The sequence below is a fragment of the Mycobacterium sp. VKM Ac-1816D genome, from assembly GCF_000416385.1.
Taxonomy (GTDB): Bacteria; Actinomycetota; Actinomycetes; order Mycobacteriales; family Mycobacteriaceae; genus Mycobacterium; species Mycobacterium neoaurum_A.
Map to the genome: position 1 here is coordinate 75,956 of NZ_AOHQ01000142.1, position 23,564 is coordinate 99,519.

Annotated in this window: 21 protein-coding genes; 10 read left to right on the plus strand and 11 right to left on the minus strand. The window is 67.3% G+C overall.

Annotated elements, in window-relative coordinates; all coding sequences use genetic code 11:
- Position 1 precedes the first annotated feature (1 nt).
- Together abc-f and G154_RS21360 are read right to left on the minus strand one after the other, a co-directional pair.
- A complete protein-coding gene (abc-f, locus tag G154_RS21355) occupies positions 2 to 1,645 on the minus strand; it encodes a ribosomal protection-like ABC-F family protein (protein WP_019514255.1) in 1,644 nt (547 codons plus the stop codon).
- A complete protein-coding gene (locus G154_RS21360; protein ID WP_019514254.1) occupies positions 1,642 to 1,845 on the minus strand; it encodes a zinc-ribbon domain-containing protein in 204 nt (67 codons plus the stop codon). Before G154_RS21360 ends, abc-f begins: the two co-directional genes overlap by 4 nt.
- 196 nt (positions 1,846 to 2,041) lie before the next feature.
- On the opposite strand from G154_RS21360, the gene G154_RS21365 reads away from it, so the two are divergent.
- Positions 2,042 to 3,067: a fused (3R)-hydroxyacyl-ACP dehydratase subunits HadA/HadB gene (locus G154_RS21365; protein WP_023985045.1), complete on the plus strand. Its 1,026-nt coding sequence runs from the start codon at positions 2,042 to 2,044 to the stop codon at positions 3,065 to 3,067.
- Positions 3,068 to 3,069: 2 nt separating this feature from the next.
- On the opposite strand, the gene ilvA is transcribed toward G154_RS21365, so the two are convergent.
- Together ilvA and G154_RS25655 are read right to left on the minus strand one after the other, a co-directional pair.
- Positions 3,070 to 4,290 (minus strand): threonine ammonia-lyase, encoded by a 1,221-nt coding sequence (ilvA, locus tag G154_RS21370; protein WP_110807232.1) that lies wholly within the window; start codon positions 4,288 to 4,290, stop codon positions 3,070 to 3,072.
- Between the two features lie 14 nt (positions 4,291 to 4,304).
- Positions 4,305 to 6,764, minus strand: a complete 2,460-nt coding sequence (locus tag G154_RS25655; protein WP_051154401.1) for a hypothetical protein — start codon at positions 6,762 to 6,764, stop codon at positions 4,305 to 4,307.
- Positions 6,765 to 7,222: 458 nt separating this feature from the next.
- Here G154_RS25655 and G154_RS21380 point away from each other — a divergent pair, with 458 nt between their 5' ends.
- Positions 7,223 to 7,600: a heme-binding protein gene (locus G154_RS21380; RefSeq protein ID WP_019514250.1), complete on the plus strand. Its 378-nt coding sequence runs from the start codon at positions 7,223 to 7,225 to the stop codon at positions 7,598 to 7,600.
- A gap of 172 nt (positions 7,601 to 7,772) precedes the next feature.
- Here G154_RS21380 and G154_RS21385 read toward each other — a convergent pair whose 3' ends face one another.
- Positions 7,773 to 8,024, minus strand: coding sequence for a hypothetical protein (locus G154_RS21385; RefSeq protein ID WP_019514249.1), 252 nt, complete (start codon positions 8,022 to 8,024; stop codon positions 7,773 to 7,775).
- A gap of 71 nt (positions 8,025 to 8,095) precedes the next feature.
- On the minus strand, positions 8,096 to 9,532 hold the full coding sequence (locus G154_RS21390) for an MFS transporter (RefSeq protein WP_234713105.1): 1,437 nt from the start codon (positions 9,530 to 9,532) through the stop codon (positions 8,096 to 8,098).
- Between the two features lie 114 nt (positions 9,533 to 9,646).
- Here G154_RS21390 and G154_RS25660 point away from each other — a divergent pair, with 114 nt between their 5' ends.
- On the plus strand, positions 9,647 to 10,222 hold the full coding sequence (locus G154_RS25660) for a TetR family transcriptional regulator (protein ID WP_019514247.1): 576 nt from the start codon (positions 9,647 to 9,649) through the stop codon (positions 10,220 to 10,222).
- Between the two features lie 81 nt (positions 10,223 to 10,303).
- Positions 10,304 to 11,941: a cation:proton antiporter family protein gene (locus G154_RS21400; protein WP_019514246.1), complete on the plus strand. Its 1,638-nt coding sequence runs from the start codon at positions 10,304 to 10,306 to the stop codon at positions 11,939 to 11,941.
- A gap of 47 nt (positions 11,942 to 11,988) precedes the next feature.
- Here the strand turns inward: G154_RS21400 and G154_RS21405 are convergent, their stop codons facing one another.
- Positions 11,989 to 12,360 (minus strand): heme-binding protein, encoded by a 372-nt coding sequence (locus G154_RS21405; RefSeq protein ID WP_019514245.1) that lies wholly within the window; start codon positions 12,358 to 12,360, stop codon positions 11,989 to 11,991.
- A 175-nt stretch (positions 12,361 to 12,535) separates the two neighbouring features.
- Here G154_RS21405 and G154_RS21410 point away from each other — a divergent pair, with 175 nt between their 5' ends.
- Entirely contained in the window at positions 12,536 to 12,784 is a 249-nt protein-coding gene (locus G154_RS21410; RefSeq protein WP_019514244.1) for a hypothetical protein, read from the plus strand.
- Positions 12,785 to 12,944: 160 nt separating this feature from the next.
- On the opposite strand, the gene G154_RS21415 is transcribed toward G154_RS21410, so the two are convergent.
- Both G154_RS21415 and G154_RS21420 read right to left on the minus strand, forming a co-directional pair.
- Entirely contained in the window at positions 12,945 to 13,157 is a 213-nt protein-coding gene (locus G154_RS21415; RefSeq protein WP_019514243.1) for a hypothetical protein, read from the minus strand.
- 76 nt (positions 13,158 to 13,233) lie between these two features.
- Positions 13,234 to 14,661 (minus strand): serine hydrolase, encoded by a 1,428-nt coding sequence (locus G154_RS21420; protein WP_045546552.1) that lies wholly within the window; start codon positions 14,659 to 14,661, stop codon positions 13,234 to 13,236.
- A 128-nt stretch (positions 14,662 to 14,789) separates the two neighbouring features.
- On the opposite strand from G154_RS21420, the gene G154_RS21425 reads away from it, so the two are divergent.
- Positions 14,790 to 15,386, plus strand: a complete 597-nt coding sequence (locus tag G154_RS21425; RefSeq protein WP_019514241.1) for a TetR/AcrR family transcriptional regulator — start codon at positions 14,790 to 14,792, stop codon at positions 15,384 to 15,386.
- Here G154_RS21425 and G154_RS21430 read toward each other — a convergent pair.
- Positions 15,383 to 16,477 carry a glutamate--cysteine ligase gene (locus tag G154_RS21430; protein WP_019514240.1) on the minus strand — a complete coding sequence of 365 codons (1,095 nt, stop codon included), beginning with the start codon at positions 16,475 to 16,477 and terminating at the stop codon, positions 15,383 to 15,385. The two genes, G154_RS21425 and G154_RS21430, sit on opposite strands and share 4 nt — an antisense overlap.
- A 121-nt stretch (positions 16,478 to 16,598) precedes the next feature.
- Between G154_RS21430 and G154_RS21435 the strand changes: the two genes are divergently transcribed.
- Positions 16,599 to 17,762, plus strand: coding sequence for an NAD(P)/FAD-dependent oxidoreductase (locus G154_RS21435; protein ID WP_019514239.1), 1,164 nt, complete (start codon positions 16,599 to 16,601; stop codon positions 17,760 to 17,762).
- Here G154_RS21435 and G154_RS21440 read toward each other — a convergent pair.
- A complete protein-coding gene (locus tag G154_RS21440; protein WP_023985052.1) occupies positions 17,753 to 18,193 on the minus strand; it encodes a thiol-disulfide oxidoreductase DCC family protein in 441 nt (146 codons plus the stop codon). The two genes, G154_RS21435 and G154_RS21440, sit on opposite strands and share 10 nt — an antisense overlap.
- Before the next feature lie 245 nt (positions 18,194 to 18,438).
- Between G154_RS21440 and G154_RS21445 the strand changes: the two genes are divergently transcribed.
- From G154_RS21445 to G154_RS27195, 3 genes are all read left to right on the plus strand, one after another.
- Positions 18,439 to 20,472: a toprim domain-containing protein gene (locus G154_RS21445; RefSeq protein WP_019514237.1), complete on the plus strand. Its 2,034-nt coding sequence runs from the start codon at positions 18,439 to 18,441 to the stop codon at positions 20,470 to 20,472.
- A 13-nt stretch (positions 20,473 to 20,485) separates the two neighbouring features.
- The gene (locus G154_RS21450; protein ID WP_019514236.1) at positions 20,486 to 22,642 is read left to right on the plus strand and encodes a DNA gyrase subunit A; all 2,157 of its coding nucleotides are present in this window, start codon (positions 20,486 to 20,488) and stop codon (positions 22,640 to 22,642) included.
- A 439-nt stretch (positions 22,643 to 23,081) separates the two neighbouring features.
- The gene (locus G154_RS27195; protein ID WP_234713106.1) at positions 23,082 to 23,492 is read left to right on the plus strand and encodes a helix-turn-helix transcriptional regulator; all 411 of its coding nucleotides are present in this window, start codon (positions 23,082 to 23,084) and stop codon (positions 23,490 to 23,492) included.
- Positions 23,493 to 23,564 lie beyond the last annotated feature (72 nt).

The window sequence follows — 23,564 nt, forward strand, 5'->3', positions numbered from 1 at the left end:
GTCACGGTGTCGACTCACTGACCTGCCCGTCGCGGACCGTCCAGTGCCGATCGAGGCGGACATTCTGCAACATGCGCCTGTCGTGGGTGACCAGCAGCAACGTCCCGTCATACCCGTCGAGCGCCTGCTCCAGCTGCTCGATGGCGGGCAGGTCGAGATGGTTCGTCGGTTCGTCGAGCACCAGCACGTTGGTACCGCAGGCCTGGAGCAGCGCCATCCCGGCGCGCGTCCGCTCACCTGGCGAGAGGTCGTCCACCTCGCGCTCGACATGGTCGGCCCGCAGGCCGAACTTGGCCAACAGCGTGCGCACATCGGCGGTGGGCCAATCCGGCACGTGCTGCTCGAAGCGGTCGACCAGCCGCCCGGGACCGGTGAATTCGGTTCGGGCTTGGTCGATCTCGCCGATCGCCACGCTGGCACCCATGCTGGCCCGTCCGCTGTCGGGTGCTCGGCGACCGAGCAGTAATCGCAGTAGCGTCGACTTTCCCGCGCCGTTGGGACCCGTGATCCCGATTCGATCGCCCGCACTGACCTGAAGCGATACCGGACCGAACAGGAAATCACCCTGCCGCACAGCGGCATCGTCCAGCGTCGCCACCACCGAGCTGGAACGCGGCGCCGCACCGATGCTGAACTGCAGCGACCACTCCTTGCGCGGCTCCTCGACCTCTTCCAGGCGGGCGATCCGGCTCTCCATCTGCCGGACCTTCTGCGCCTGCTTCTCACTGGATTCCGTCTGCGCCCGGCGGCGATTCTTGTCGTTGTCCGGAGCCTTGCGCATCGCGTTACGCACACCCTGGCTCGACCACTCCCGCTGAGTCCGCGCCCGCGCCACCAGATCCGCCTTCCGGTCGGCGAATTCCTCGTACTCTTCGCGGCGATGCCTGCGCGCGACCGCGCGCTCTTCGAGATAACTCTGATAACCACCGCCGTAGACCGTGGTCTGGTTTTGCGCGATATCGAGTTCCAGCACGCGAGTCACCGTGCGCGTCAAGAACTCCCGGTCGTGACTGACCAGCACGACCCCGCCACGCAGATCCCGCACGAACTGTTCGAGACGTTCCAGGCCGACGAGGTCGAGATCGTTGGTTGGCTCATCGAGCAGGACGATGTCGAACCGGGACAGCATCAGGGCCGCCAATCCGACCCGGGCCGCCTGGCCACCCGAGAGAGCCGTCATGAGTGTGGCATCCGGCTCGACGTCCAATGCCAGATCCGCCAAGACCACCGGCAGCCGCTCCTCCAGGTCGGCCGCACCGGTGGCCAGCCAGTGATCCAGCGCCGTGCCGTAGGCATCGGCGGCGGCATCGGATTCCGACAGTTTCTCCGCCGCAGCCTCCATGGCGGCGGTGGCGGCCGCGCATCCGGTCCGCCGCGCGATGTAGGCCGCGACGCTCTCACCGGCGACACGTTCGTGCTCCTGCGGTAACCAGCCGATGAACGCGTCGGCGGGGGCACGGCTGATCGTGCCGTCCAACGGCGACAGCTCTCCCGCGAGGATCCGCATCAGGGTGCTCTTGCCCGCACCGTTGGCCCCGACGACACCGAGCACATCGCCCGGGCTCACCGTCACGTTCACGTTCTCGAACAACGTCCGGTGCGCGTACCCGCCGGCCACGTCCTTGACCACGAGCGTGGCGGTCATGCGGGCACATTCGCGCCGCAGATGCCGCAGGTCTCGAACTGCGTGCGCCCCCAGCGCGCGATCGGGACGAAGAACAGGGTGAATTGCCGGTACCGACGTACCCGCGACCATGCCGTGGTGTTGTGACAGCGCGGGCAGGTCCGGACGCCGGCCTCGCCGAGCAGCTTCTGTTTGGTGCCGAAGCCGAAGATGAAGAGCACGGCTCCAGCCTAGAGAGATCGCATCGACCGGGTGTTCTTCAGCAAGGCCCCGTCCCCGCACCGAGTCGGGATCGCCAGGACCCCCGGGGCGGTGAGCTCGCTTCGTCGATCCCCGGATTCCGGCGCCACGGCCGTTCCGCGTTAGGGTGCTGGAGAGAACTTCGGCAAATTTGCAGATAGAAGATGTGAGCCCCACATGACCGCAGCAGCAGAAGCGTCGACACTTCAAGAACGGGTCGGCCACTACTACCAGATGGACGGTACCTACCTGGTGGGTCGGGAGAAGATCCGCGAGTTCGCACGCGCGGTGCAGGACAAGCACCCGGCGCACTGGGACCTGGACGCGGCCCGCGCACTCGGCTACCCAGGCCTGGTCGCGCCGATGACCTTCACATCCACTCCCGCCATGGCCTGCAACCAGCGCATGTTCGAGCAGATCGTGGTCGGCTACGACATGTACCTGCAGACCGAGGAGGTCTTCGAGCAGCACCGCCCGATCGTCGAAGGTGACGAGCTGACCATCGATGTCGAGCTGACCTCGGTGCGCCACGTCGCGGGCCGTGACCTCATCACCGTCACCAACACCTTCACCGACACCGCGGGCGAGGTGGTGCACACCCTGCACACCACGGTCATGGGTATCGGCGCCGAAGAGGTCGACCCGGCGATCCGGCCCGCGGTGCAGGGCGTGATGATGCACGGCATCAACATGCTCGGCGCCGAGGACTCCGAAGCGCCGTACCACAAGGAGGTCCGGCCGGGGGGCACCGTGACCGTCGCCGACGGCAGCAAGCGCAGGCCCACATCGCGATCGTTCGCCGATGTGACTGTCGGCGACGCCTTGCCGACACAGCAGGCGCGACTGTCACGAGGTGACCTGGTCAACTACGCCGGTGTGTCCGGTGATGCCAACCCACTGCACTGGGACCAGAACATCGCCAAGCTCGCCGGGCAGGACGACGTGCTGGCCCACGGGATGCTCACGATGGGCCTGGGCAACAGCTTCGGTTCGGCATGGTCCGGCGACCCGGGCGCGGCGACCCGTTACGCGGTCCGGCTCTCCCAGCCCGCGATCGTTCCCGCCGTCGGCACCGAGATCGAGTTCACCGGGAAGATCAAATCGCTGGACCCCGAGACGCGCAGTGGCGTGGTCGTGGTCGGGGCCAAGTCCGGCGGGCGCAAGATCTTCGGTTTGGCGACGCTCAACGTCCGGTTCAGCTGAGTTCAGTGCTCGTCGACGCCGGCCCGCACGCCGGCCTCGGCGAGTGCGGCCAGCACGGCTTCACGATGAGCAGTGCCCCGGGTTTCCACGGTCAGCATCACCTCCACCTCGTCGAGCCCCAGCGTCGGCGCCGTGCGGCGATGGACGACATCGAGCACGCTGGCCCCACTGGCGCTGACGACACTCAGTAATCCGCTGAGCCCACCCGGCCGGTCGGGGATCACCGCCTTGACGACCAGATACCGACCGGCCGCCCGCAGCCCGTGGTTCATCACATGGGTCAGGACCAGTGGATCGATATTGCCGCCGGAGAGCACGGCGCACACCGGACCGTCGACCGCCGTTGTGCCGGTCATCAGCGCGGCGACCGCGGCGGCTCCGGCGGGCTCGACCAGCAGCTTGGCACGCTCGAGGCACAGCAGCAGTGCACCGGACAGCGCCTCCTCGGACACCGTCACCACCGAGTCGACGAGTTCGCGCACATGGGTGAAGGGCACCTGCCCCGGCAAGGGGACCGCGATCCCGTCGGCCATCGTCGACATCGACTGCACCCGAACCGGCTCACCGCGCCCCAGCGATATCGGCCAGGCCGCCGCACCGGCGGCCTGTACGCCGATGACACGGACCCGCGGTGCCAGATGGTGCATCGCCGCGGCGATGCCCGCCACCAGACCGCCGCCGCCGGTCGGCACCAGAATGGTTGCCACGTCCGGGATCTGGCGCAGTATCTCGAGTCCGACACTGGCCTGTCCCGCGACGATGTCGAGATGGTCGAAGGGGTGGATCAGCACCGCCCCGGTCTCGGTGGCGAACTCGGCCGCGGCGTCGAGGGCGTCGGCCAGGGTTGCCCCGACCAGGTGGACCCGACCACCGTAGGCCTTGGTGGCGACCACCTTCGGCAACGCCGCGTTCTCGGGCATGAACACCGTCGATTCGATGCCCAACTCCGTTGCCGCCCAGGCCACCCCTTGCGCGTGGTTGCCCGCGCTGGCCGCCACCACACCGCGGGCGCGTTGCTCACCATCGAGATTCGCGATGCGGTTGTAGGCACCGCGGGGCTTGAACGAGCCGGTCCTCTGCAGGTTCTCGCATTTCAGCCACACCTGCCGGTCGGTACGTTCGGACAGCACCCGCGATGCGATGACCGGGGTCTCCCGGATCACCGGGGCCAACAGCTCGGCGGCCGCGGTGATCTGATCGAGAGTTACCAGCGCCGGATCCACCACTCCATCGTTGGCTACCAGACCGACAAGGTCAACGATCCGGCCGCGCTGGTCACCCCGTCGGTATCGGTCGCGACGATCAGGATGGTGCGGGTTGTCCACGCTCCTTGGGTGGCGGAGAAGGTGACCGCCTTGAGGGCATCTTCGTACTGCTGCTTGGTCGCGATACCGGAGAGGGTCAGCGTCCTGGTGCCGGCGTCATAGCTGGCGGTCACCGGGTTGTTCGGCAGTCCCGCGAACACCAAGGTGTCGCCGTCCTTGCCGAACGCCGTGACCCGCACGGTCACCTGTTGCAGGTGGCTGGAATCGGCGTCGACGATGGAGACGGCGGCGACAGGATTCACCGGTGAACTGCCGATGGTGTACGACCGGCCGCCGATCGGGGTGACGAGCGGAACCAACCGCGTCGGTGAGGACACACCGACGGTGACGAATCCCGGCGCGATGTTCTCGATACCGTGCTCGTCGGTCGCCGAGATCGTCAGACCACGCACCAGCGCCGCACCCTGGGTGGCACTGAACGTCACCGCCTTGAGCGCCTCCTCGTACTGAGCCAGCGTCCCCTCACCGACCAACGTCAACGTCCGGGTGTTCTCGTCCCAGGTCGCCGTGACCGGATTACCCGACGGCGCAACATAACCCAACACATCACCGCTCTGGCCCAACGTCGCGATCTTCACCACGACCTTGGACAACTTGCCCGAATCACCATCGACGATATCCACCCCCGACACGATCTTCGACGGATTGCCACCGATGGTGAAACCACCACCGGCAATCGGGGTCACCAGCGGCGGAAGGGCGGTGGCCGGCCAAACCGCCACGGTCACGAAACCCGGGGCGATATTGGGGACATCATCGGAGTCGGTCGCCGAGATCGTGAGTCCGCGTACCAGCAGCGCGCCCTCGGTCGCCGAGAACGTCACGGCCTTGATCGCCGCCTCATACTCGGCGAGCGTCCCCGTCCCCTCCAGCGTGAGGGTCAAGGTGTCGGGATCCCAGGTCCCGAGGATGGGGCTGTCGGTGGGGGCGGTGTAGGACAGCGTGTCACCGGTTTGCGCCAAGGTCGCGATCTTGATGACGACTCGTTTGAGTGTCGTCGAATCACCGTCGACGATATCGACCGTCGACACGATATGGGCGGGCTGTTCACCGAGTTTGTAGCCACCGCCCACGATCGGGGTCACCAAGGGCGGCGCCTGATAGACCGGATCGACGGTGACCGGCACCGTGATCGTGAGATTGTCGGCCTCGGCGATGCCGAGGAATCGGGTGACCGTCTCGACCAGCGTCTGGATCTGGCCGAGGACCCCCGGCAGATGCTCGGAGTCGTCGCGCACGACGATCTGGAAGCTGTCCACCAACGGCTGGCCGGTCACCAGTGCGTAGGGGGTGTAGACGAACTTCCCGGTGATGAGGTCGCGATACACCCAGCCCTTCTCGGGCTGGATGATGTCGTAGGTCAGGACATCACCGTTGGGGTCGGTGGCGTTGAGGTCGATGTAGACCTGGCCCAGGACGTTCTGCTCGTAGACGATGGGCCCGGCCACCGGTGTCCGGTTGACGAAGGTGTGGCTGATCTGCCGAGCGACCCACGCCATCATCGTGTTCACCAGGACATCCAGCGGTGACAGCACGGGAGCCGACTCATTGGCCGCGGCGCTTGCCGCGTACATCTTGGGCGTGTCGGTGCCACCGGACACCGCGGAGTCCCGCACCGACGGCGCGGGAGCCACCTCGGTGCCCGGGGCCTGCTCGGCCGGTTCCTGCTCGAGCGGAGCCGGTGCGGACTCCTGGGTCTCGGACTCCGGAATCGACTCTTCGGACTCGGCAGCTGCGTCGGTGTGGCCCGGGGATGTCGTGACGACCGACGCCGGCTCGACCGATGCGACCGGCGGCCGGGACTTGCGGCCGGGATCGGTGTCGGTATCGGTGTCGCCTACCGGCTCGGCCGGGTCGACGATGACATCGGTGGGTTCGCCGGTGGCTTCCTCGGTGGGTTCGTCGGTGTCGAGCTCGGTGTCGACACGTCCGGGATCGATCGCGCCGTCGTCCTCGTCATCATCAGCCCCGTCATCAGCCCCGCTACCGGCCTGCCCTGCCGATGCACCGCCGGTCGGCGTGTGCCCCGAGTCGGTGTCGCGGTCGGAATCGACGCCGGACCCGGACTCCGGACCCGTGGCCGGTGAGTTCTTCGTGTCGCTCGCAGATGAGTCGTTCCCGCTGTCGGATCGCGACGGCGACTCGGTGCCGGTATCGGCGTAGGCGGGCTGGGCGGCCCCGGCGATGGCGAAGCCGACGCCCAGCGATACCGCGAGCGCGCCGACGCGGCCGATGTGCAGCGCATATGCCGAGGTCACCTTGCGGGCGTGGCGTGCCTGACCTGCGATGTCACCGGACTCCAGAAGTCCCCTGGCCTGCCAGTTCGACTGGTCGCTTCGCGTGACGCGGTGACGGGCCGGGGCTGCACACATAAGAGTTGTTCTCCAAAGCTCGTTCCATGCCCCCGTGTCAGTCGGGATCGCGCGCGCCTCCCCTGCGCCCACGATCCCGTGATGCCGTCGGCCGAACTCCGATGTACCAGGCGTTGTTCGGCCTCCCAGACTGTAGGGGTGATTCCGATACCGAAGTAGCGTTATGAGCAACAAATTTTGCGATCGCAACTATTGAGCAATGCCATCCCTGTGAATATCCTGAGCGAACCGAAGCGATGCCACCTGACAGCAAATAGTCATCTACGTCAAATTGGTCCGCCTCCGTACCGGAGGTCCGCCCTTCCACCGGCATATCTGCCGCTGACGACCCTTCCGACGCAGCCCACCGGTGTGACCCAAGTCGAGAAACTGCACCGAAAATCTGATTAGCTGTGAAGGTCAGCATCACACTGGCGCGTCGTCACGTCCTGACCACGGATCTACAAAGGAGCCGATCAATGTTGCTCAATGCCCGTCGTGCGGTAGTCGGAATCTTGGGAGCCGGCGCAGTCACCGGCGCGGCGCTGCTCGGTGCCGCCCCTTCGGCATTCGCCGAGCCCGTCCCGCCGCCGAACTGCACGGCAGCCGACCTTGCGGGCGTGCAATCCGGTGTGTCGGCGGCGACGTCGGCCTACCTGTTCACCCGCCCCCAGGTGAACGAATTCTTCACCAGCCTGCACGGTCTGCCGCACGACCAGATCGAGCAGAAGGTCAACGATTACTTCAATGCCAACCCGCAGATCGGCGCGGAGCTCAAGAACATTCGCAAGCCGTTGCAGGACGTCCGCCTTCGTTGCGGCGATGTCGACAGCGACGGGGACGTCGACATCCTCTGACCCACAGCGGATCTCCGTCATAGGGCACCGCCCGACGGGGCACTGAACGTCGAAACCCGGATGAGCGCCGCACGCGCCATCCGGGTTTCGACGTTTAGGTCGGTGCATGCCGACCAAAAACAAGCGCCGACAGCCGCATGACGCGGATGCCGGCGCTTGCCGAAAACTTAGGTCAGAGAATCCCGATGCCCCCGTAGCCACCGTAGCCCCAGGGCCACATGCCCCACTGGGTCTCGCCGAGCTCGCCGGGCGAGCTGGTGATCTGAGCGTTGCCCGGGGTCTGGCACACGGTGCTGGATCCGGAGACGATGCTGCCGGCCTGCGTGCAGCTGGGCTCGGCAGATGCCATCGGGGCGGCCATGATTGCGCCGACAGCACCTGCGCCGGCGAGCAGGGCAGCAACGGTCAAACGTGACGTGATCACAAGGGTCCTTTCATCGGATAGATGAAAGCGTACAGCGAATCGTCAGGAATCGGGGCTGTGTACAACAAGGTTCATTCATCGGTGACCGGCCGGGAGCGCGGGATGAAAACCGCGATCACCGTGCACAGCGCGGCGGCACCGAGGCCGAAGAGGAAGGCCGCGTGGAATCCCGTGGCGCTCGGAACCGGCACGCCCTGCACCACTTCCGCCGATCGGGTGAGCACCGCGGCGATCACCGCGGCGGCGGTAGCCGTGCCGAGCGAACGCATCAGGGTGTTGAGCCCGTTGGCAGCACCTGTTTCCGATGCCGGGACCGCCCGCATGATCAGCGTCGGCATGGCGGCATAACCGAGCCCAATTCCGATGCCGATGAGGATGTTGATGACGAGGATGTGTCCGGCATGCAGATCGGCGAGCACCGCCACCACATAACCGGAACCCATGATCGCCGCGCCGGCGATCAGCAGCGGCTTGGGTCCCCACAGCGCGATCAGCCGACCCGAGATCGGGGACATCGCCAGCATCGCGAGACCGGCCGGCATCAGATACAGGCTCGCCTGCAGAAGCGGCATGCCCAGCCCGCCCGCTTCGACCGGCAACTCAAGGAGTTGGGGAAAGGCGATCTGCGATGAGAACAGCGCAAAGCCCATGGCGATCGAGGCCAGGTTGGTCAGCAGGACCGGGGCGCGGGCGCTGACCCGCAGATCCACCAGCGGCTCCCGGACACGCAGCTCCAGCCATCCCCAGATCAGCAGGACGATCAGCCCGCCGACCATGGACCCCAGGGTCGATGGCGATGTCCAGCCCCACTGGTTGCCCTGAGAGATGGCAAGCAGTACACCGGACAGCCCGATCGCCAACCCGAGGATGCCGATCCCGTCGACGCGGCCACCTGCTCGTATCCCGCTCGCGGGCACCAGAGTCCACATCAGGGTGAAGGCGATGGCGCCGAGGCCTGCGGCGAGCCAGAACAGCACATGCCAGTCGAAGTGCTCGGTGACGAATGCACTGATCGGCAGCCCGAGCGCCCCGCCGACGCCGAGTGTGGCGCTGACCAGGGCAATGCCCGAGCCGAGCCGCTCGGCCGGGAGGGTATCGCGCAGGATGGCGATACCGAGCGGGATGACACCCATGCCGACACCCTGCAAACCCCTACCGACGATCAGCGGGACCACCGTCGAGGACAGCGCAGCGACGACCGAACCGAACATCAGGACACCGAGCAGGCTCAGCGCGATGCGGCGCTTGCCGTACATATCGCCGAGCTTCCCGGAGATCGGCGTGCAGATGGCGGCGACCAGCAGGGTGATGGTGATGACCCACGCGGTCTGGCCGCTGGACGCGTCGAGCAGCTGGGGCAACTCACCCTGGATCGGGATGAGGATGGTCTGGGTGAAGGCCGCCGTCATCCCGGCAAAGGCCAGCGCCCCGACAACCGGCCCGCTGCGCGCACCGGGCACCGGCGGACCGGGCGGGGTGTCCACAGCTGCCCGGGTATCGACTGTCATCAACGTCCTCCCTCGCCTAGCCCGAGTCACGCTACCGTCGCGTGAGACTGAGTATCAAGTTGAAGCCGCAGTTTCTCTTCTGATATTCCGCATCAGGTGCGTTAGTCTTGCGCCATGGCCGCCGGAGTACGGGAGCGCGCACGGCTAGCCCTGCGCACCGAGATCGCGCAGGCGATGAGCGAGCTGTTCGCCCGTCGCGGCTTCGACGCGGTGACGGTCGAAGAGGCCGCCGGCGAGGTCGGCATCTCCAGGGCCACCTTCTTCCGGTACTTCGGGTCCAAGGAGGACGCCGTCCTGGCGGCCATCGAGGCGTCCTCGATCGACTACGTCGCCGCCTTGCAGGATCTCCCCGCCAGGACCGGCGAAACCCCATGGCAGCTGATACAGCGGGCCTTCACCGAGGCGCTGACCCATATCGACGAGCACTCCGAGCTGGAGCGCTCGCGGGTGCAGATGATCAACGCCACCGTGTCACTGCGCACCAGGATGGCGCAGCGTCGTTTCGCCTACGAGGACGCGCTCACCCCGGTGCTGGCCGCCCGTATCGACAGGCCAGAGGCGGCCCGGCCGGTCATCGCTGCCGCCCTGGCCTGCCTCGATCTCGCATGGCGTCGGTGGGCGGCCGGTAAGGCGCGCACCATGGCCGAATCCGTCGACACGGTGTTCGCCCACCTCGGCTCGGCACCGTAGCCGGTGAGAGATCTGCGGCCGTTGCCGCGATACTGAGGGCTCGCCCGCCACGACGAGCTTTCCGGAGGACCCGAGCCGCCCATGACGACTGTCGCCATCTACCTCGTCGTGACGTTCGGGCTGGGCGGACTCGCCATGGCCTTCCGGCTTCCCCCGCTGGTCGGATTCCTGGCAGCCGGTTTCGTCATCAATGCCCTCGACGTGGAGCACATTCCGCAGTTGGAGATCCTGGCCGATCTGGGCGTCACCCTGCTGCTGTTCGCCATCGGGCTGAAACTCGACGTGCGGATCCTGCTCCGCCGCGAGGTATGGCTGACGACTTCGGTTCACATGCTGATCAGCGTCGTGTTCGGCGGTGCCGCACTTTGGCTGGCGGCCGTGGCCGGGATGTCCATGCTGACCGGGCAGAGCCTGCAGACCATCGCGCTACTCGCCTTCGCACTGTCCTTCTCCAGCACGGTCTTCGTGGTGAAGGTGCTGGAGGAGCGCGGGGAGTCGCACGCGCTGTACGGCCGCGTCGCGATCGGCATCCTGGTCATGCAGGACATCGTCGCGGTGGTGTTCCTGACCGCGACCAGTGGACACCTGCCCAGCCCGTGGGCCTTGGCACTGGTCGGCCTGTGGCCGCTGACGCGGGTGCTGCGCAAGATCTGGACCCGGCTCGGGCACGGCGAGATGCAGTCGCTGTTCGGCATCGTGATGGCCTTCGTCCCTGGCTACGCCCTGTTCTCGGCCGTCGGCCTCAAGGGTGACCTGGGTGCGTTGATCATCGGCGTCCTGCTGGCATCGCATTCGGCATCCTCGGAACTGGCCCGTTCGCTGTTCCACATCAAGGAACTGCTGCTGGTCGGCTTCTTCGTGTCGATCGGGCTGACCGGACTGCCCGATCTCCCGACAATCGGCGTGGCGATGCTCATGGTGCTGCTGCTGCCCTTCAAGGCAGGGTGGTACGTCGCCCTGCTGTCGCTGATGCGGCTGCGGCACCGCACCTCGCTGCTGGCCGGGCTCAGTCTGATGAACTACTCCGAGTTCGGGCTCATCGTGGTGTCGGTCGGCGTCTCGGCCGGCATGCTGGCGCCCGCCTGGCTCGTGGAGATGTCCATCGCGGTGGCGCTGAGCTTCGTGGTCTCGGCCTTGGTGAACGGTCGCGGACACCTGATGGTGGAGAAGATCGCCGCCCGGCTGCCCGCCCAGGACGAACAGAAACTGCAGCCCGAGGAGCGCCCGGTCGATGCCGGTGATGCCGAGGTCGTGGTGATCGGCATGGGCCGCGTCGGATTCGCCGCCTATCAACGCCTTACCGATCACTACGGCTTGCGGGTGGTCGGAGTCGACTACGACGGGCGCCGCATCCAGCGGCTCGCCGAGGACGGGCTGCGGGTCGTCGAGGGTGATGCCACCGACCTGGACTTCTGGCACCGGCTGCGGCATTCGGAATCGGCGCGCATCGCCATCCTGGCCATGCCTCGGCACGGCGCCAACGTCACCGCACTCGACTGCCTCCGCGAGTCCGGTTTCAGCGGCACCGTTGCCGCGGTGGCCCGCTACGACGACGAGGTGGCGTGGGCCAAGGAGCAGGGCGTCGAGATCGCCTTCAACGTCTACGCCGGCGCCGGACTGGAGCTGGCCGATCAGGTGGGTGGTGGCCCCGTTCCAGCGACGGTCGATCCAGATCTCGACCCCGAACCCGAAGCCGTCGAGGACCCGAATCCGCGCTGAAGCCATGCCGCAGTCCGAAAGTGCACATCACCCGGCCGGTTCATCGGCTAGAGAATATCCACGACACCGTCACCGTTGGTATCTCCGCATCGAATCTTTGCTTCCTGCAGTGGTTTACGTATCCCTTTGAGCTCAGCAGCCATCTGTGGGTTCGCGGCGAAGAAGGCATCGACCTTTGCCTGCTTCTGATTATCGGGCAATGGATGCAGACTGGTGAAGAACTCGTTGGCCTGTTGGTGGGTGAACAGGTAGGCCGAAGTCGAAGCAGACACCCCGGCCGCGATGCCGGCGAGGTCCGCCGCGGTGCAGTGGTCGGGTGCCTGCGGAGGCTCGGCGATTGCCGGCGGGGCTGCCACCACACCAGCAATGGCGGCAGCACCCAAGGCTCCGATCACAAACCGGCGCGTGGCATTCAACATTGTTGTCTCCCATCACAATTGACGACTTCTCAGCGCTACTGTAGGCCACGGTGGTCGATCTGGAACCTGGCAGAAGACTGCAGGATTCCTTCACACACGCTGGCTGATTTCGCCAGACGCCGTGCCGGTCGCTATCGCAACCTATGATCGCTGCACCGAGGAAAGGTTATGAGATATGAACGCCCGCTTGGCCATCGCCGCACTGCTCACCGCGACCGGCATCTGTGGACCCGTCTTGGTCGCACCATTGGCGGCAGCCGACGAGCCCGACACACCGTCCTGCACCAACGCCGGCAGCATCGTCTCCGGCTCGTCGACGGTATGCCAGAGCCCCGGCGATGCTCAGCTCACCAGTTCCCCGGGCGAGCTGGGTGAGACCCAGTTCGGAATGTGGCCCTGGAGCGGAGGTATCGGAATACTCTGAACCGCCGGAACAGCACGCTCTGTGCAGACCGGGCCTCTCCGCCGCGCCACCCGATCGCTCGAATTCCTTTGGTAGCCGCAGACGATGCGGCACCTGTCGCCACATACAGCGAGGGCGCCCGCAATGCGGGCGCCCTCGCTGTATGTGCTGTGTCGAAGTATCAGTGCCGAACGGAGGTGTCGACCTGGGGCACCTTGACCGTCGGGTACAGCTGGTTGAACCACGGGTAGTAGTCGTTGTTGTCCGGGTAGTAGATACCGTCGGTCTGCGGCACCATGTCCAGGGGTGCCTGCGCCTGTGCGGGACCTGCCAGTCCGACGACCGCTGCGGTGAATGCTCCGGCGATCATGCCCGCCAATCCGATCTTCTTCATCGGTCTCGCCTCTTTCTTGTGACTGCTGTTCCGATATCCGCTTCAACAGCACCCGCAATCGATTTGATTCCCGCCGTCAGCCATAGAGATGTAGAGCACGTGCCGCCTCGGTGGCGATCCGGCCGGCGAGGGATCCGATGGGCGGACCGCCCGGCTGGTGGATGACGTTGGCGAGTACGACGATGTAGGTATCCGAGCCGGGATCGATCCACAACGAGGTACCCGTGAAGCCGGTGTGGCCGAAACTGCCGACGGGCAGCAGCGACCCGCGCGGTGCGGAATGCGCGGTGTCGACATCCCAGCCGAGGGCCCGCACATTCCCGTCGGGCAGGTGCTGGCCACGCGTCATGAGTTCCGCCGACGCCCGTGTCAGCGGGAACGGACTTCCACGGCCGGCCAGCCGGTCGAGCAGCGCTTGGGCGAACCGGCCGATATCGCTGGCGGTGGTGAAGACACCGGCACTGCCCGTCGCGCCGCCCATCCGGCGGGCGGTCGGGTCATGGACGCTGCCGCGCAACAGGTACCCGTAGTCGGGATTGCGTCCCGGGGTGTCCCCATCGTGCGAGGTCGGTGCGATACGCGCCAGCAGGTCGGTCGACCAGGTCCCCGGCGCGCACCGCTGCGCTCGGGGGCCATCCGGTTCTGCCACCACAGCGCCGCCGCGCACATCATGCGGCCCACACGCTTTCGCGAGGGGCAGGTAGCCGGTGTCGGCCATGCCCAGCGGCGCGAACACCGCGGAGTCCGCCTGCTCGTCGATATCGCGACCGGTCAACTTCTCGACGATCTCGCCCAGCAGGATGAAGCCGATATCCGAGTAATGGAAGCCTTGGCCGGGTTCGGTCACCACCCACGCGCCCTGAGCCCGGCGCAGGCCCTCGGGCTTGTCCGGTTTCTCCAGCCCCCAGGGACCGTCCAGGCTCAGGTCCCCCGCGATACCCGAGGAGTGGGTGAGCAGCATCCGCACGGTCACCAACGCGCGGCGCGGATCACCGGTCGGGTTGAACCCTGGCAGATAGGTCTGCACCGGTTCGTCGAGCTCCACCCTGCCCTGCTCGCGAAGTTGCATGACGGCCGTGGCCGTGACCAGGCTCTTTGTCAGCGAGGCCAGATCGAAGAGGGTGTCGGTGGTCATCGGTTCCGCGGGCGCCGGTGTCCCGTCCAGCCCCGGTTCGCCGGCCAGCCTCCGGTCGCCGAAGGCACGGCGGAAGACCACGGTACCGCCGTGCCCCACCTGAACCACGGCGCCCGGCAGTCGGTGCGCGGCGATCGCCTCCTCGACCGCCCCGCTCAGCGCGGCGAAGGCGGCGGGCGCAATGGGAGCGGGTGGCGGGCTCGGATCGTCGCTCTCGCCGGGCGCAGGCGAGTCGACGGCCACCGCGGCTGAGGAGGATGTGTCGGCCGACCGCGGGCGATCCTGGTGGCCACATGCGGAGATTGCCACGATGGCGCACACGATGCCGACGGTGGCCACGACGCGGCAGGGCCGGACAAGGTTCGCCATCGATGGACCACGACCTGTCGGGTAACGGTTGACGCAGAGTCGGCGACCCCTCGACGCCGACTGCTGCACGTAGCATCATAAACGATTACGTACACAATTGAGGCATGTGGAGTGCCGGGGGGTGCACAGTGGCTGCCAAGTTGCCGCCGGGACGGCACCGCCTGACGCGCGAAGAGGTCGCCGCCGACCAACGCCGCCGGATGATCGCCGCGCTTGGCGAGGTGTTGCAGGACAAGGGTTTTGCGGGCACGACGGTCACCGACATATCCGAGCGGGCCCGGGTGTCCAAGCAGACCTTCTACGAGCACTACGACAGCAAGCAGGCCTGCTTCCTCGATGCCTACGCACGCATCCACGACCGGGTCAGCCTCGCCGCGGGCACACTGCCCGAGAAGTCGACCCCCTTGGACGTGTTCAGCGCGGTCCTGACGAACTATCTGGACACCCTGTCTCGCGACCCGGCGATGGCGCGCGTCTACCTCGTGGAGGTCTATGCCGCGGGGCCCGAAGCCCTGCACGCCCGGATGCGATTACAGCAGCGCACGGTCGACAGCGTGCAGGAGGTGTTCGGGATCGACGACGAGGAAGGCCGGTTCGCGTGCCGTGCCCTGGTCGCCGCGATCGCCTCGTTGGCGACCCACGAGTTGGCCGACAGTGACTCCGGTGACGTCCGGTCACTGCACGCACCCCTGGTGGCGTTGGCGGAGCGACTGTTCGGCGCCTAGCATCCCTCGACGGTCGCCGCGGCCGCCTCATCCAGCACATCGGCGATCTCGCCGCGGCGCCCCCACGCGGCCTGTTGGCGCATCGCACCGTTGCCTTCGCCGTAGACCCTTTCCAATTCGTCGGCCACGAAACCGAAATCACCGACGGTACGCAGTGCGGGCGCGAGGTGATCGACCATCGACCTGAGTAGATCGATCACCGGTGCGCAACCGTGTCCACCGAGGTCGACCGCCTCACCGGCCAACCCGTCGTGCGCCGACCGCCAGTACGCCGCGTTCAGCTCATGCCCTGACAACTGCACCACCGGGGTGCCGCGGTCGTCGTCGAGGGCGGTCATCACCGCCGCCCTGATCAGCGCGGCGTGTAACACCGTCTCGGCGACGGTCGCCGGCACATCGGCCACCCGCACCTCGACGGTGGGGAAGTTCGCCGAGGGTCTGACATCCCAATAGACCATCCCGGCGTCGAGCATCGCCCCGGAATCCACCATCATCTGCACCGCACCGTCGTAGTCATCGGCCGATGCGAAGTACGGCGTCGGGCCCGCGCTGGGCCACCGCGACCACAGGATGTGACGCCAACTCGCGTGCCCGCTGTCGGCGTTGCGGTAGATCGCCGAATTGGCGGTGAGGGCCAACAGCAACGGCAGCCAGCGACGCAATCGGTTGCTCACCCGGATCGCGGCATCGCGATCCGGAACCGCCACGTGCACATGGCAACCGCTGATCCCCTGCTCTCGGGCGATCATCCCGAACCGGGACGCGATCTGCCGGTATCGCGGCGTATCGGTGACCGGGAAGTGCTCGGGCAGGGTCGGCGGCAGCCCGACGGCCAACAACCGGGCGCCGGCGGCGTCGGCCGCATCGGCGGCCCCGCGCCGCAGCCTGCGCAACTGCGACAGCAGCTCCGCGGGATCGTCACAGACCTTCGTGGCGGTCTCGACCTGGCAGCTGGTCAGTTCGAGTTGTAGGTCGACACCGCGGCGCTCGGCGTGCTCGGCGACCTCTCGGTTGACCGGCAGCGGCGCCCCCGAGTGCGGATCTATCAGGAGGAACTCCTCCTCGACGCCGAATGTGGGGTGACTGGTCATGGTGAGACCTCAGGTGCCCTTTAACCAGGAAACGGAAACACCGACTACGGGTTTTCCGTGGTCCGTGCGGCCCGATCGGGATGTCACTGTCGAGGTATCTCATCGAGGAAAGGGATGCGCGATGCCTACCACCCAGATCGTTGTCATCGGCGGCGGATACGCCGGTGTGCTGGCCGCCAACAGAGTGCTCCAGCGGGCCGATGTCGACGTCGCGCTGGTCAATCCTCGTCCGGAATTCGTCGAACGCATCCGGCTGCACCAGCTGGTGGCCGGTACCGACGACGCCGTCGCGGACTACGCCACGGTGTTGTCACCGCGGGTGCGGCTAATCGTGGACTCGGCCGACAAGATCGACGCCGATGCCCGCAAGATCCTGCTGGCATCCGGGTCGTCGTTGGCATACGACCACCTCATCTACGCCGTCGGCAGTACCGCCGCAGTGCCCGCCTCGGTACCGGGGGCGGCCGAATTCGCCTATCCGCTGGGCGAATTGGAGGCCGCCCACGCATTGGCCACCAGGATGGCCGAGCTGGCGCCGTCGGCACCGATCGTGGTCGTCGGCGGCGGCCTCACCGGTATCGAGGCGGCCGCCGAGTTCGCCGAGAGTGGCCGCGCGGTCACCGTGGTCACCGACACGCTCGGGCCGTCGCTGGCCGCGGGCGGCCGTCGTTCGGTGGCCGCGCGGCTGCACAAGCTCGGTGTCGGCGTCCTGGAGAACGCCAGGGTGGCCGCCGTCACCACCGATCACGTGACGCTCGCCGACGGCCGCGAGGTGCCCGCCGCGGTGACGGTGTGGACCGCCGGGTTCGGCGTCCCGACCCTGGCCGCCAACAGCGGATTGGCCACGGACTCCCTCGGCCGCCTGGTCACCGACGAGACACTGACCAGCGTCGGCCATTCGTCCATCGTCGCGGCCGGGGATGCGGCCGCACCCTCGGCGCTGCCGTTGCGGATGAGCTGCCAGCTCGCCATGCCGTTGGCGGCGCAGGCCGCCGACACCGTGCTGGCCCACATCGAGGGCAGGCAACCCCGCGTGCTCAACCCGGCGTCGGTGGGTCAGTGCATCAGCCTGGGCAGGCACGCGGGCACCATCCAGCTGTCCCGCTTCGACGACACCGCCATCGGATTACACATCGGGGGCCGCCTGGCCGCCACCATCAAGGAATCCGTGTGCGCCGGGACGTTGAACTTCCTGGCCAAGGAGGCGCGCAAACCGGGCGGTTACTTCTGGCCGCGCGGCGGCAAGCGGGCCGAGCGGCTCTCCGCCCGCCCGGTTCACCCGTAGCTGGCGTCGACGAACCGACTGCGCACCGCGGACGACGGGATGGGGCAGGTGTCGTACTGCCCGCCCACGTGATAGCGCACCTTGGCGAACGCGGCGTACAACCGGTCTCGCAGGAACGCCGGGATCACCCGCGCGACCGATGCCAGCTTCCAGCACCCGCCGAGGTAGTCCGCGACCGCCAGCATCGCCGCCGATTCGGTGCTGACCGTCTCGGCACGCCCGCCCGGGTCGCCGACGAAGACGACCGAGTCCCGGCCTGCGAGGTGGGGGTGGCGGGCGATGACGTCCCTGGCGAAATCGCTGTCCAGTGCGGCGAAGCGCAGAGTTCCGCCCCTGTCGACGCGCAGGAGGGTGCGCACGGCGCTGTTGCAGACCCCACACACACCGTCGTACAGCAGGACGGGTGCGTTCGATTCGGTCGGAGTGCTCATCGGGTCCTCCACTCGGTACCTGCCATGTTCATCGGGTTCCCACACCCGCGGCCGAGAAACCGGATATGGATCACCATGCCGGCGTGCGAGGGGCGCCTGATCGGCTGTGCGCGGTCTCACACTGGTTGACCACGCATGACCTTTGCCGGCCGGGCCCGGCGCCCATCCCGCTCGGATGCGTTCAGATGTCGGGTCGGCGGACTACGATTTCCCCGGCAACCCGGCCCCGATGGAGAGAACGAGCAGTGAGTTACAACGCCGCAGACATCACCGAACTCGATGATGTCCAGCACACCCGTCTGCGGCCGGCGGTCAATCTGGGCCTCGACGTGCTCAACACCGCATTGCGGGAACTGGTCGACAACGCGATCGAAGAGGTCGCCGATCCCAGCCACGGCGGATCGACGGTCACCATCACCCTGCACGCCGACGGTTCGGTCAGCGTCGCCGATGACGGCCGCGGACTTCCCGTCGACTCCGATCCGGTGACCGGGAAGAACGGCATCGTCAAGACGCTCGGCACCGCGCGCGCCGGCGGCAAGTTCTCCGCGCACACCGACGCCACCAGCACCGGTGCCGGGCTCAACGGGATCGGCGCCGCGGCAGCGGTGTTCATCTCCGCCCGCACCGATGTGACGGTGCGCCGCGCCGGCAAGACCTATCTGCAGAGCTTCGGCGCCGGCTATCCCGGCACCTTCGAGGGCAAGGATTTCGATCCCACCGCACCCTTCACCCGGGCCGACACCCAGAAGCTGCGCGGTGTCGGCAACCGCAAACCCGATGCACACGGCACCGAGGTGCGCATCCTGTTCGACAAGGCCGTCGTCCCGGATTCCAGCATCGATGTCGGCGAGGTGCTGCTGCGCGCCCACGCCGCGGCGCGGATGTCCCCCGGCGTGCACCTGGCCGTGGTCGACGAAGGGTGGCCCGGCGAAGAGATCCCCGCCTCGCTGCTGGAGCCGTTCGACGGCCCGTGGGGCAGCGACACCCTGCTGGACCTCATGTGTACCGCGGCGGGCACCCCCTCGCCGGCGGTGCGCGCCGTGGTGGAGGGCCGCGGCGAGTACACCACGGGTCGGGGGCCGACGCCGTTCCGGTGGTCGCTGACCGCAGGCCCGGCCGAGCCGGCCACCGTTGCCGCGTTCTGCAACACCGTGCGCACCCCCGGCGGCGGTTCCCATCTGACGGCCGCCATGAAGGGGTTGTCCGAGGCACTGGCCGACCGCGCATCCCGGATCCGCGACCTGGGCCTTGCCAAGGGCGAGGACGGTCCGGAGCCACAGGATTTCGTCGCGGTGACCGCCTTGGCCGTCGACACCCGCGCACCCGATGTGGCCTGGGATTCCCAGGCCAAGACGGCGGTGTCCTCGCGTTCACTCAACGTGGCGATGGCCCCCGACGTAGCCCGCAGCGTCACCATCTGGGCGGCCAATCCGGCCAACGGCGACACCGTCTCGCTGTGGACCAAACTGGCGCTGGAATCGGCACGCGCCCGACGCAGCGCCGAGGGCGCCAAGGCGCGTTCACGCGCGGCATCGAAGGCCAAGGGACTGGGCACCAACCTGTCCCTTCCGCCCAAGCTGCTGCCGAGCCGGGAGACCGGACGCGGATCCGGTGCCGAGCTGTTCCTGTGCGAGGGCGACTCAGCGCTGGGCACCATCAAGGCCGCCCGCGATGCCACCTTCCAGGCGGCCTTCCCGCTGAAAGGCAAGCCGCCCAACGTGTATGGGTTCGCCATCAGCAAGGCGCGCGTGAAGGACGAGTTCGACTCGATCGAGCGGATCCTGGGGTGTGGACTGCGCGACAACTGCGATCCCGAGCTGTGCCGCTATGACCGCATCCTGTTCGCCTCCGACGCCGACCCCGACGGCGGCAACATCAACTCCAGCCTCATCTCGATGTTCCTGGACTTCTACCGCCCGCTGGTGCAGGCCGGGATGGTCTATGTGACGCTGCCGCCGCTGTTCGTGGTCAAGGACGGCACCGAGCGGATCTACTGCCAGGACGAGTCCGAACGCGATGCCGCGGTGGCCGAGTTGAAGGCCAGGTCCAAGCGCAAGGTCGAGGTGCAGCGCAACAAGGGTCTCGGCGAGATGGACGCCGACGACTTCTGGAACACGGTGCTGGATCCGCAGCGGCGCACCGTCATTCGGCTGCATCCCGACGATGCCGACAAGAAGTTGCACCACATCTTGTTCGGCGGGCCACCGGAAGGCCGGCGCACGTGGATGGCCGATGTCGCCGCCCGTGTCGACACCGCCGCTCTGGATCTGACCTAGGAAGAAACTCACCGTGACCGCCACCCTGGACATACCAGAGCAGAATCCCGATCTGGTGCTCGATCAGAGCGCCGACGATTACTGGAACCACTACCAGCTCACCTTCGCGCTCTACAGCGTCAGCGACCGCGCCATCCCCTCGGCGTTCGACGGGCTCAAGCCCGGTCAGCGCCGTCTGCTCTACCAAATGCACGATTCCCGACTGCTGCCGGGGAACAAGCCGCAGAAGTCCTCGAAGATCTGCTCGGCGGTGACCGGCAATCTGCATCCGCACGGCGGGGCCTCGATGTACGGTGCCGCCGCGCTGATGGCCGCCGAGTTCCAGCGCGTGAAGGTGATCGACGGACAGGGCGCCTTCCCCCGCATCCAGGGCGATATTCCCGCCGCCGACCGCTACACCGAGATGCGGTTGTCGGCACCGGGAGCCGCGCTGACCGCCGAACTCGACGATCACGCGGTGCCGATGGTGTCTACCTTCGACGGTGAGTGGGTCGAGCCCACCATGCTGCCCGCGCAATGGCCGGTGCTGCTGTGCAACGGCGCGATGGGAATCGCGGAGGGCTGGGCCACTAAGGTGCCCGCGCACAACCCGCGTGAGGTGATGGCCGCGTGCCGAGCGCTGCTCGCCAGGCCCAACACCACCGACGACACCCTGATGAAGTTGATCCCCGGCCCCGACTGGGGTTGCGGGGCAACCGTTGTCGGCACCGCGGGGCTGCGGGAGTACATCACCACCGGGCGTGGCCAGCTCACCGTGCGCGGCACCGTCAGCGTCGACGGGAAGAACTGCGTCATCACCGAACTACCGCCCGGTGTCGCGAGCAACACTGTGCAGGAACGCATTCGGGCACTCGTCGAATCCGGCGAGATGTCCGGCGTGGCCGATATGTCGGACCTCACCGACCGCCGCAACGGCCTGCGCATCGTCGTCACCGCCAAACGCGGGTACAGCGCCGAACAGATCCGCGATCAGCTGTTGGCCCTGACCCCGCTGGAGTCCACCTTCGCCGCCAGCCTGGTGGCCCTCGACGAGGACCGGGTGCCGCGCTGGTGGAATGTCCGCGAGCTGATCGGCGCCTTCCTGCACCTGCGCGACTCGGTGGTGCTGCATCGCAGCGAGTACCGACTGGAGAAGGTCACCGCCCGCCGCCACCTGGTCGCCGGCCTGATGAAGATCCACCTCGACATCGACGCCGCCGTCGCGGTGATCCGCAATTCCGAGACGGTCGACGAGGCCCGCCAGGGCCTGCAGAAGCGCTTCGAGATCGACGAAGAACAAGCCAATTACGTTCTGGCTCTGCAGCTTCGCCGACTGACCAAGCTCGATGTCATCGAATTGCAGGCCGAGGCCGACAAGCTGGACGCCGAGTTCGCCGAGCTCACCGAACTGGTCACCGATCCCGATGCGCGCCGCAAGGTCATCGACAAGGAGCTGGTCGAGACAGCCAAGCTGTTCAAGGGTCCCGAGTTCGACCGCCGCACCGTGCTCGACGCCGAGGCCACGCCGGTGACCGCCGGCTCCGACGAGGACGGCCCCCGCGAGCGCAAGGTCAACACCGCCTGGCGCCTCGATGACCGCGGGGTGTTCTCGGACAGCCACGGTGATCTGCTGACCTCCGGTCTCGGCTGGGCGGTGTGGACCGACGGACGTGTGAAGTTCACCAACGGCAACGGCCTGCCCTTCAAGATCCGCGATATCCCCGTGGCACCGGATATCACCGGCCTGCTGCGGTCCGGTGTGCTCGGCGAGGGCTACCACCTGGCGCTGGTGACGCGGCGCGGAAAGGTGCTGCGCATCGATCCCGCCGCGGTGAACCCCCAGGGGGCGGCGGGTAACGGCGTGGCCGGGGTGAAGCTCGGCGGTGACGGTGAACCGCAGGACGAGGTGATCGCCGCGCTGCCGCTGTCCTGCCAGAACGGCGAGGCCATCCTGTCGATCTCGGAAAAGGGCTGGAAGGTCACCGAAGTAGCCGATATCCCGGTCAAGGGCCGTGGTGGTGCCGGTGTCGGTTTCCACCCGTTCGTCGCGGGTGAGCATGCGCTGCTGTCGGCACAGGTGTCGGCCACGGGCTACGTGCGGGGCAAGCGCGCGGTGCGTGCCGAGAAGCGCGCCAAGGCGTCCAACAAGGGGTCCGGCACCGACGTGCTGCCCGCCGAATCACCGGCCTGAGCCAGGGCGGGCTACCGGGCTGCGGGTGAGCGCTGTGCCAGCTGGTCCCCCGCCCAAGGTGTGAGAGGTTTGGCGAGTGGGAGCCGACGACGCAGAGTCCGTAGGGTGGGCGGGCGCGCTCGCCGTGGCGGATGGCGCCCTGTGCTACGTCGGAGCGTTGTCCGATGCGGACGGTCACCACCATGCCGCGACACAGATCGTGAGTGCGTTGTCGGGTTCTTTCGAGTTGACCGACGGCGGCGGGCACTGCGCGGTTGCGCAGGCGGCGATCATTCCTTCGAGCTGTGAACACTCCATTCGTGTCGGGCATCGACGCGTCCGAGGAGCGCTTGTTTTCCTCGACCCCGGGTCTGCGCTGGGTTCGGGAATCGCCGAACTCGTCAGCGGTAGTTCGGATGTGACGCGGTGGGTCGCGGCAGGGCACGAGTTCGTGAGGTCGATGGATCTCACGACGGGTGATCCGGCGTCAATCCTGGAAATGCTGGCCGACGTCCGCGGTGCGGATCATCGGCCGGGTCATCGGCTGTGGCACCCCAGTGTGCGCCTCGCTGTCGAACGCGTCACCGAACTGCTGCCCGAGCCCGTGACGCTGGTGGAGGTCGCCAACTCCGTCGGCCTGTCGCCCAGCCGCCTGAGCCGCTTGTTCAACGAGCAAGTGGGACAGTCGTTTCCCGCCTACATCCGGTGGAGGAGGTTGCGACTGGCTATCGAAGCCCTGCAACAGGGCGTTTCGCTGACCGACGCGGCCCACACCGCCGGCTTCACCGACAGCGCGCACGCCAACCGTGTCTGCCATGAAATGTTCGGCTTGTCACCCAGCCTCGCGAGCAGACACCTGGTGTGGGGCTGATTCGACCGGACCGCAGGTGAAAGACGGCAAATCTGTACAAGCGGCGGACAGATGGCGTGCGCGACGGTGGTC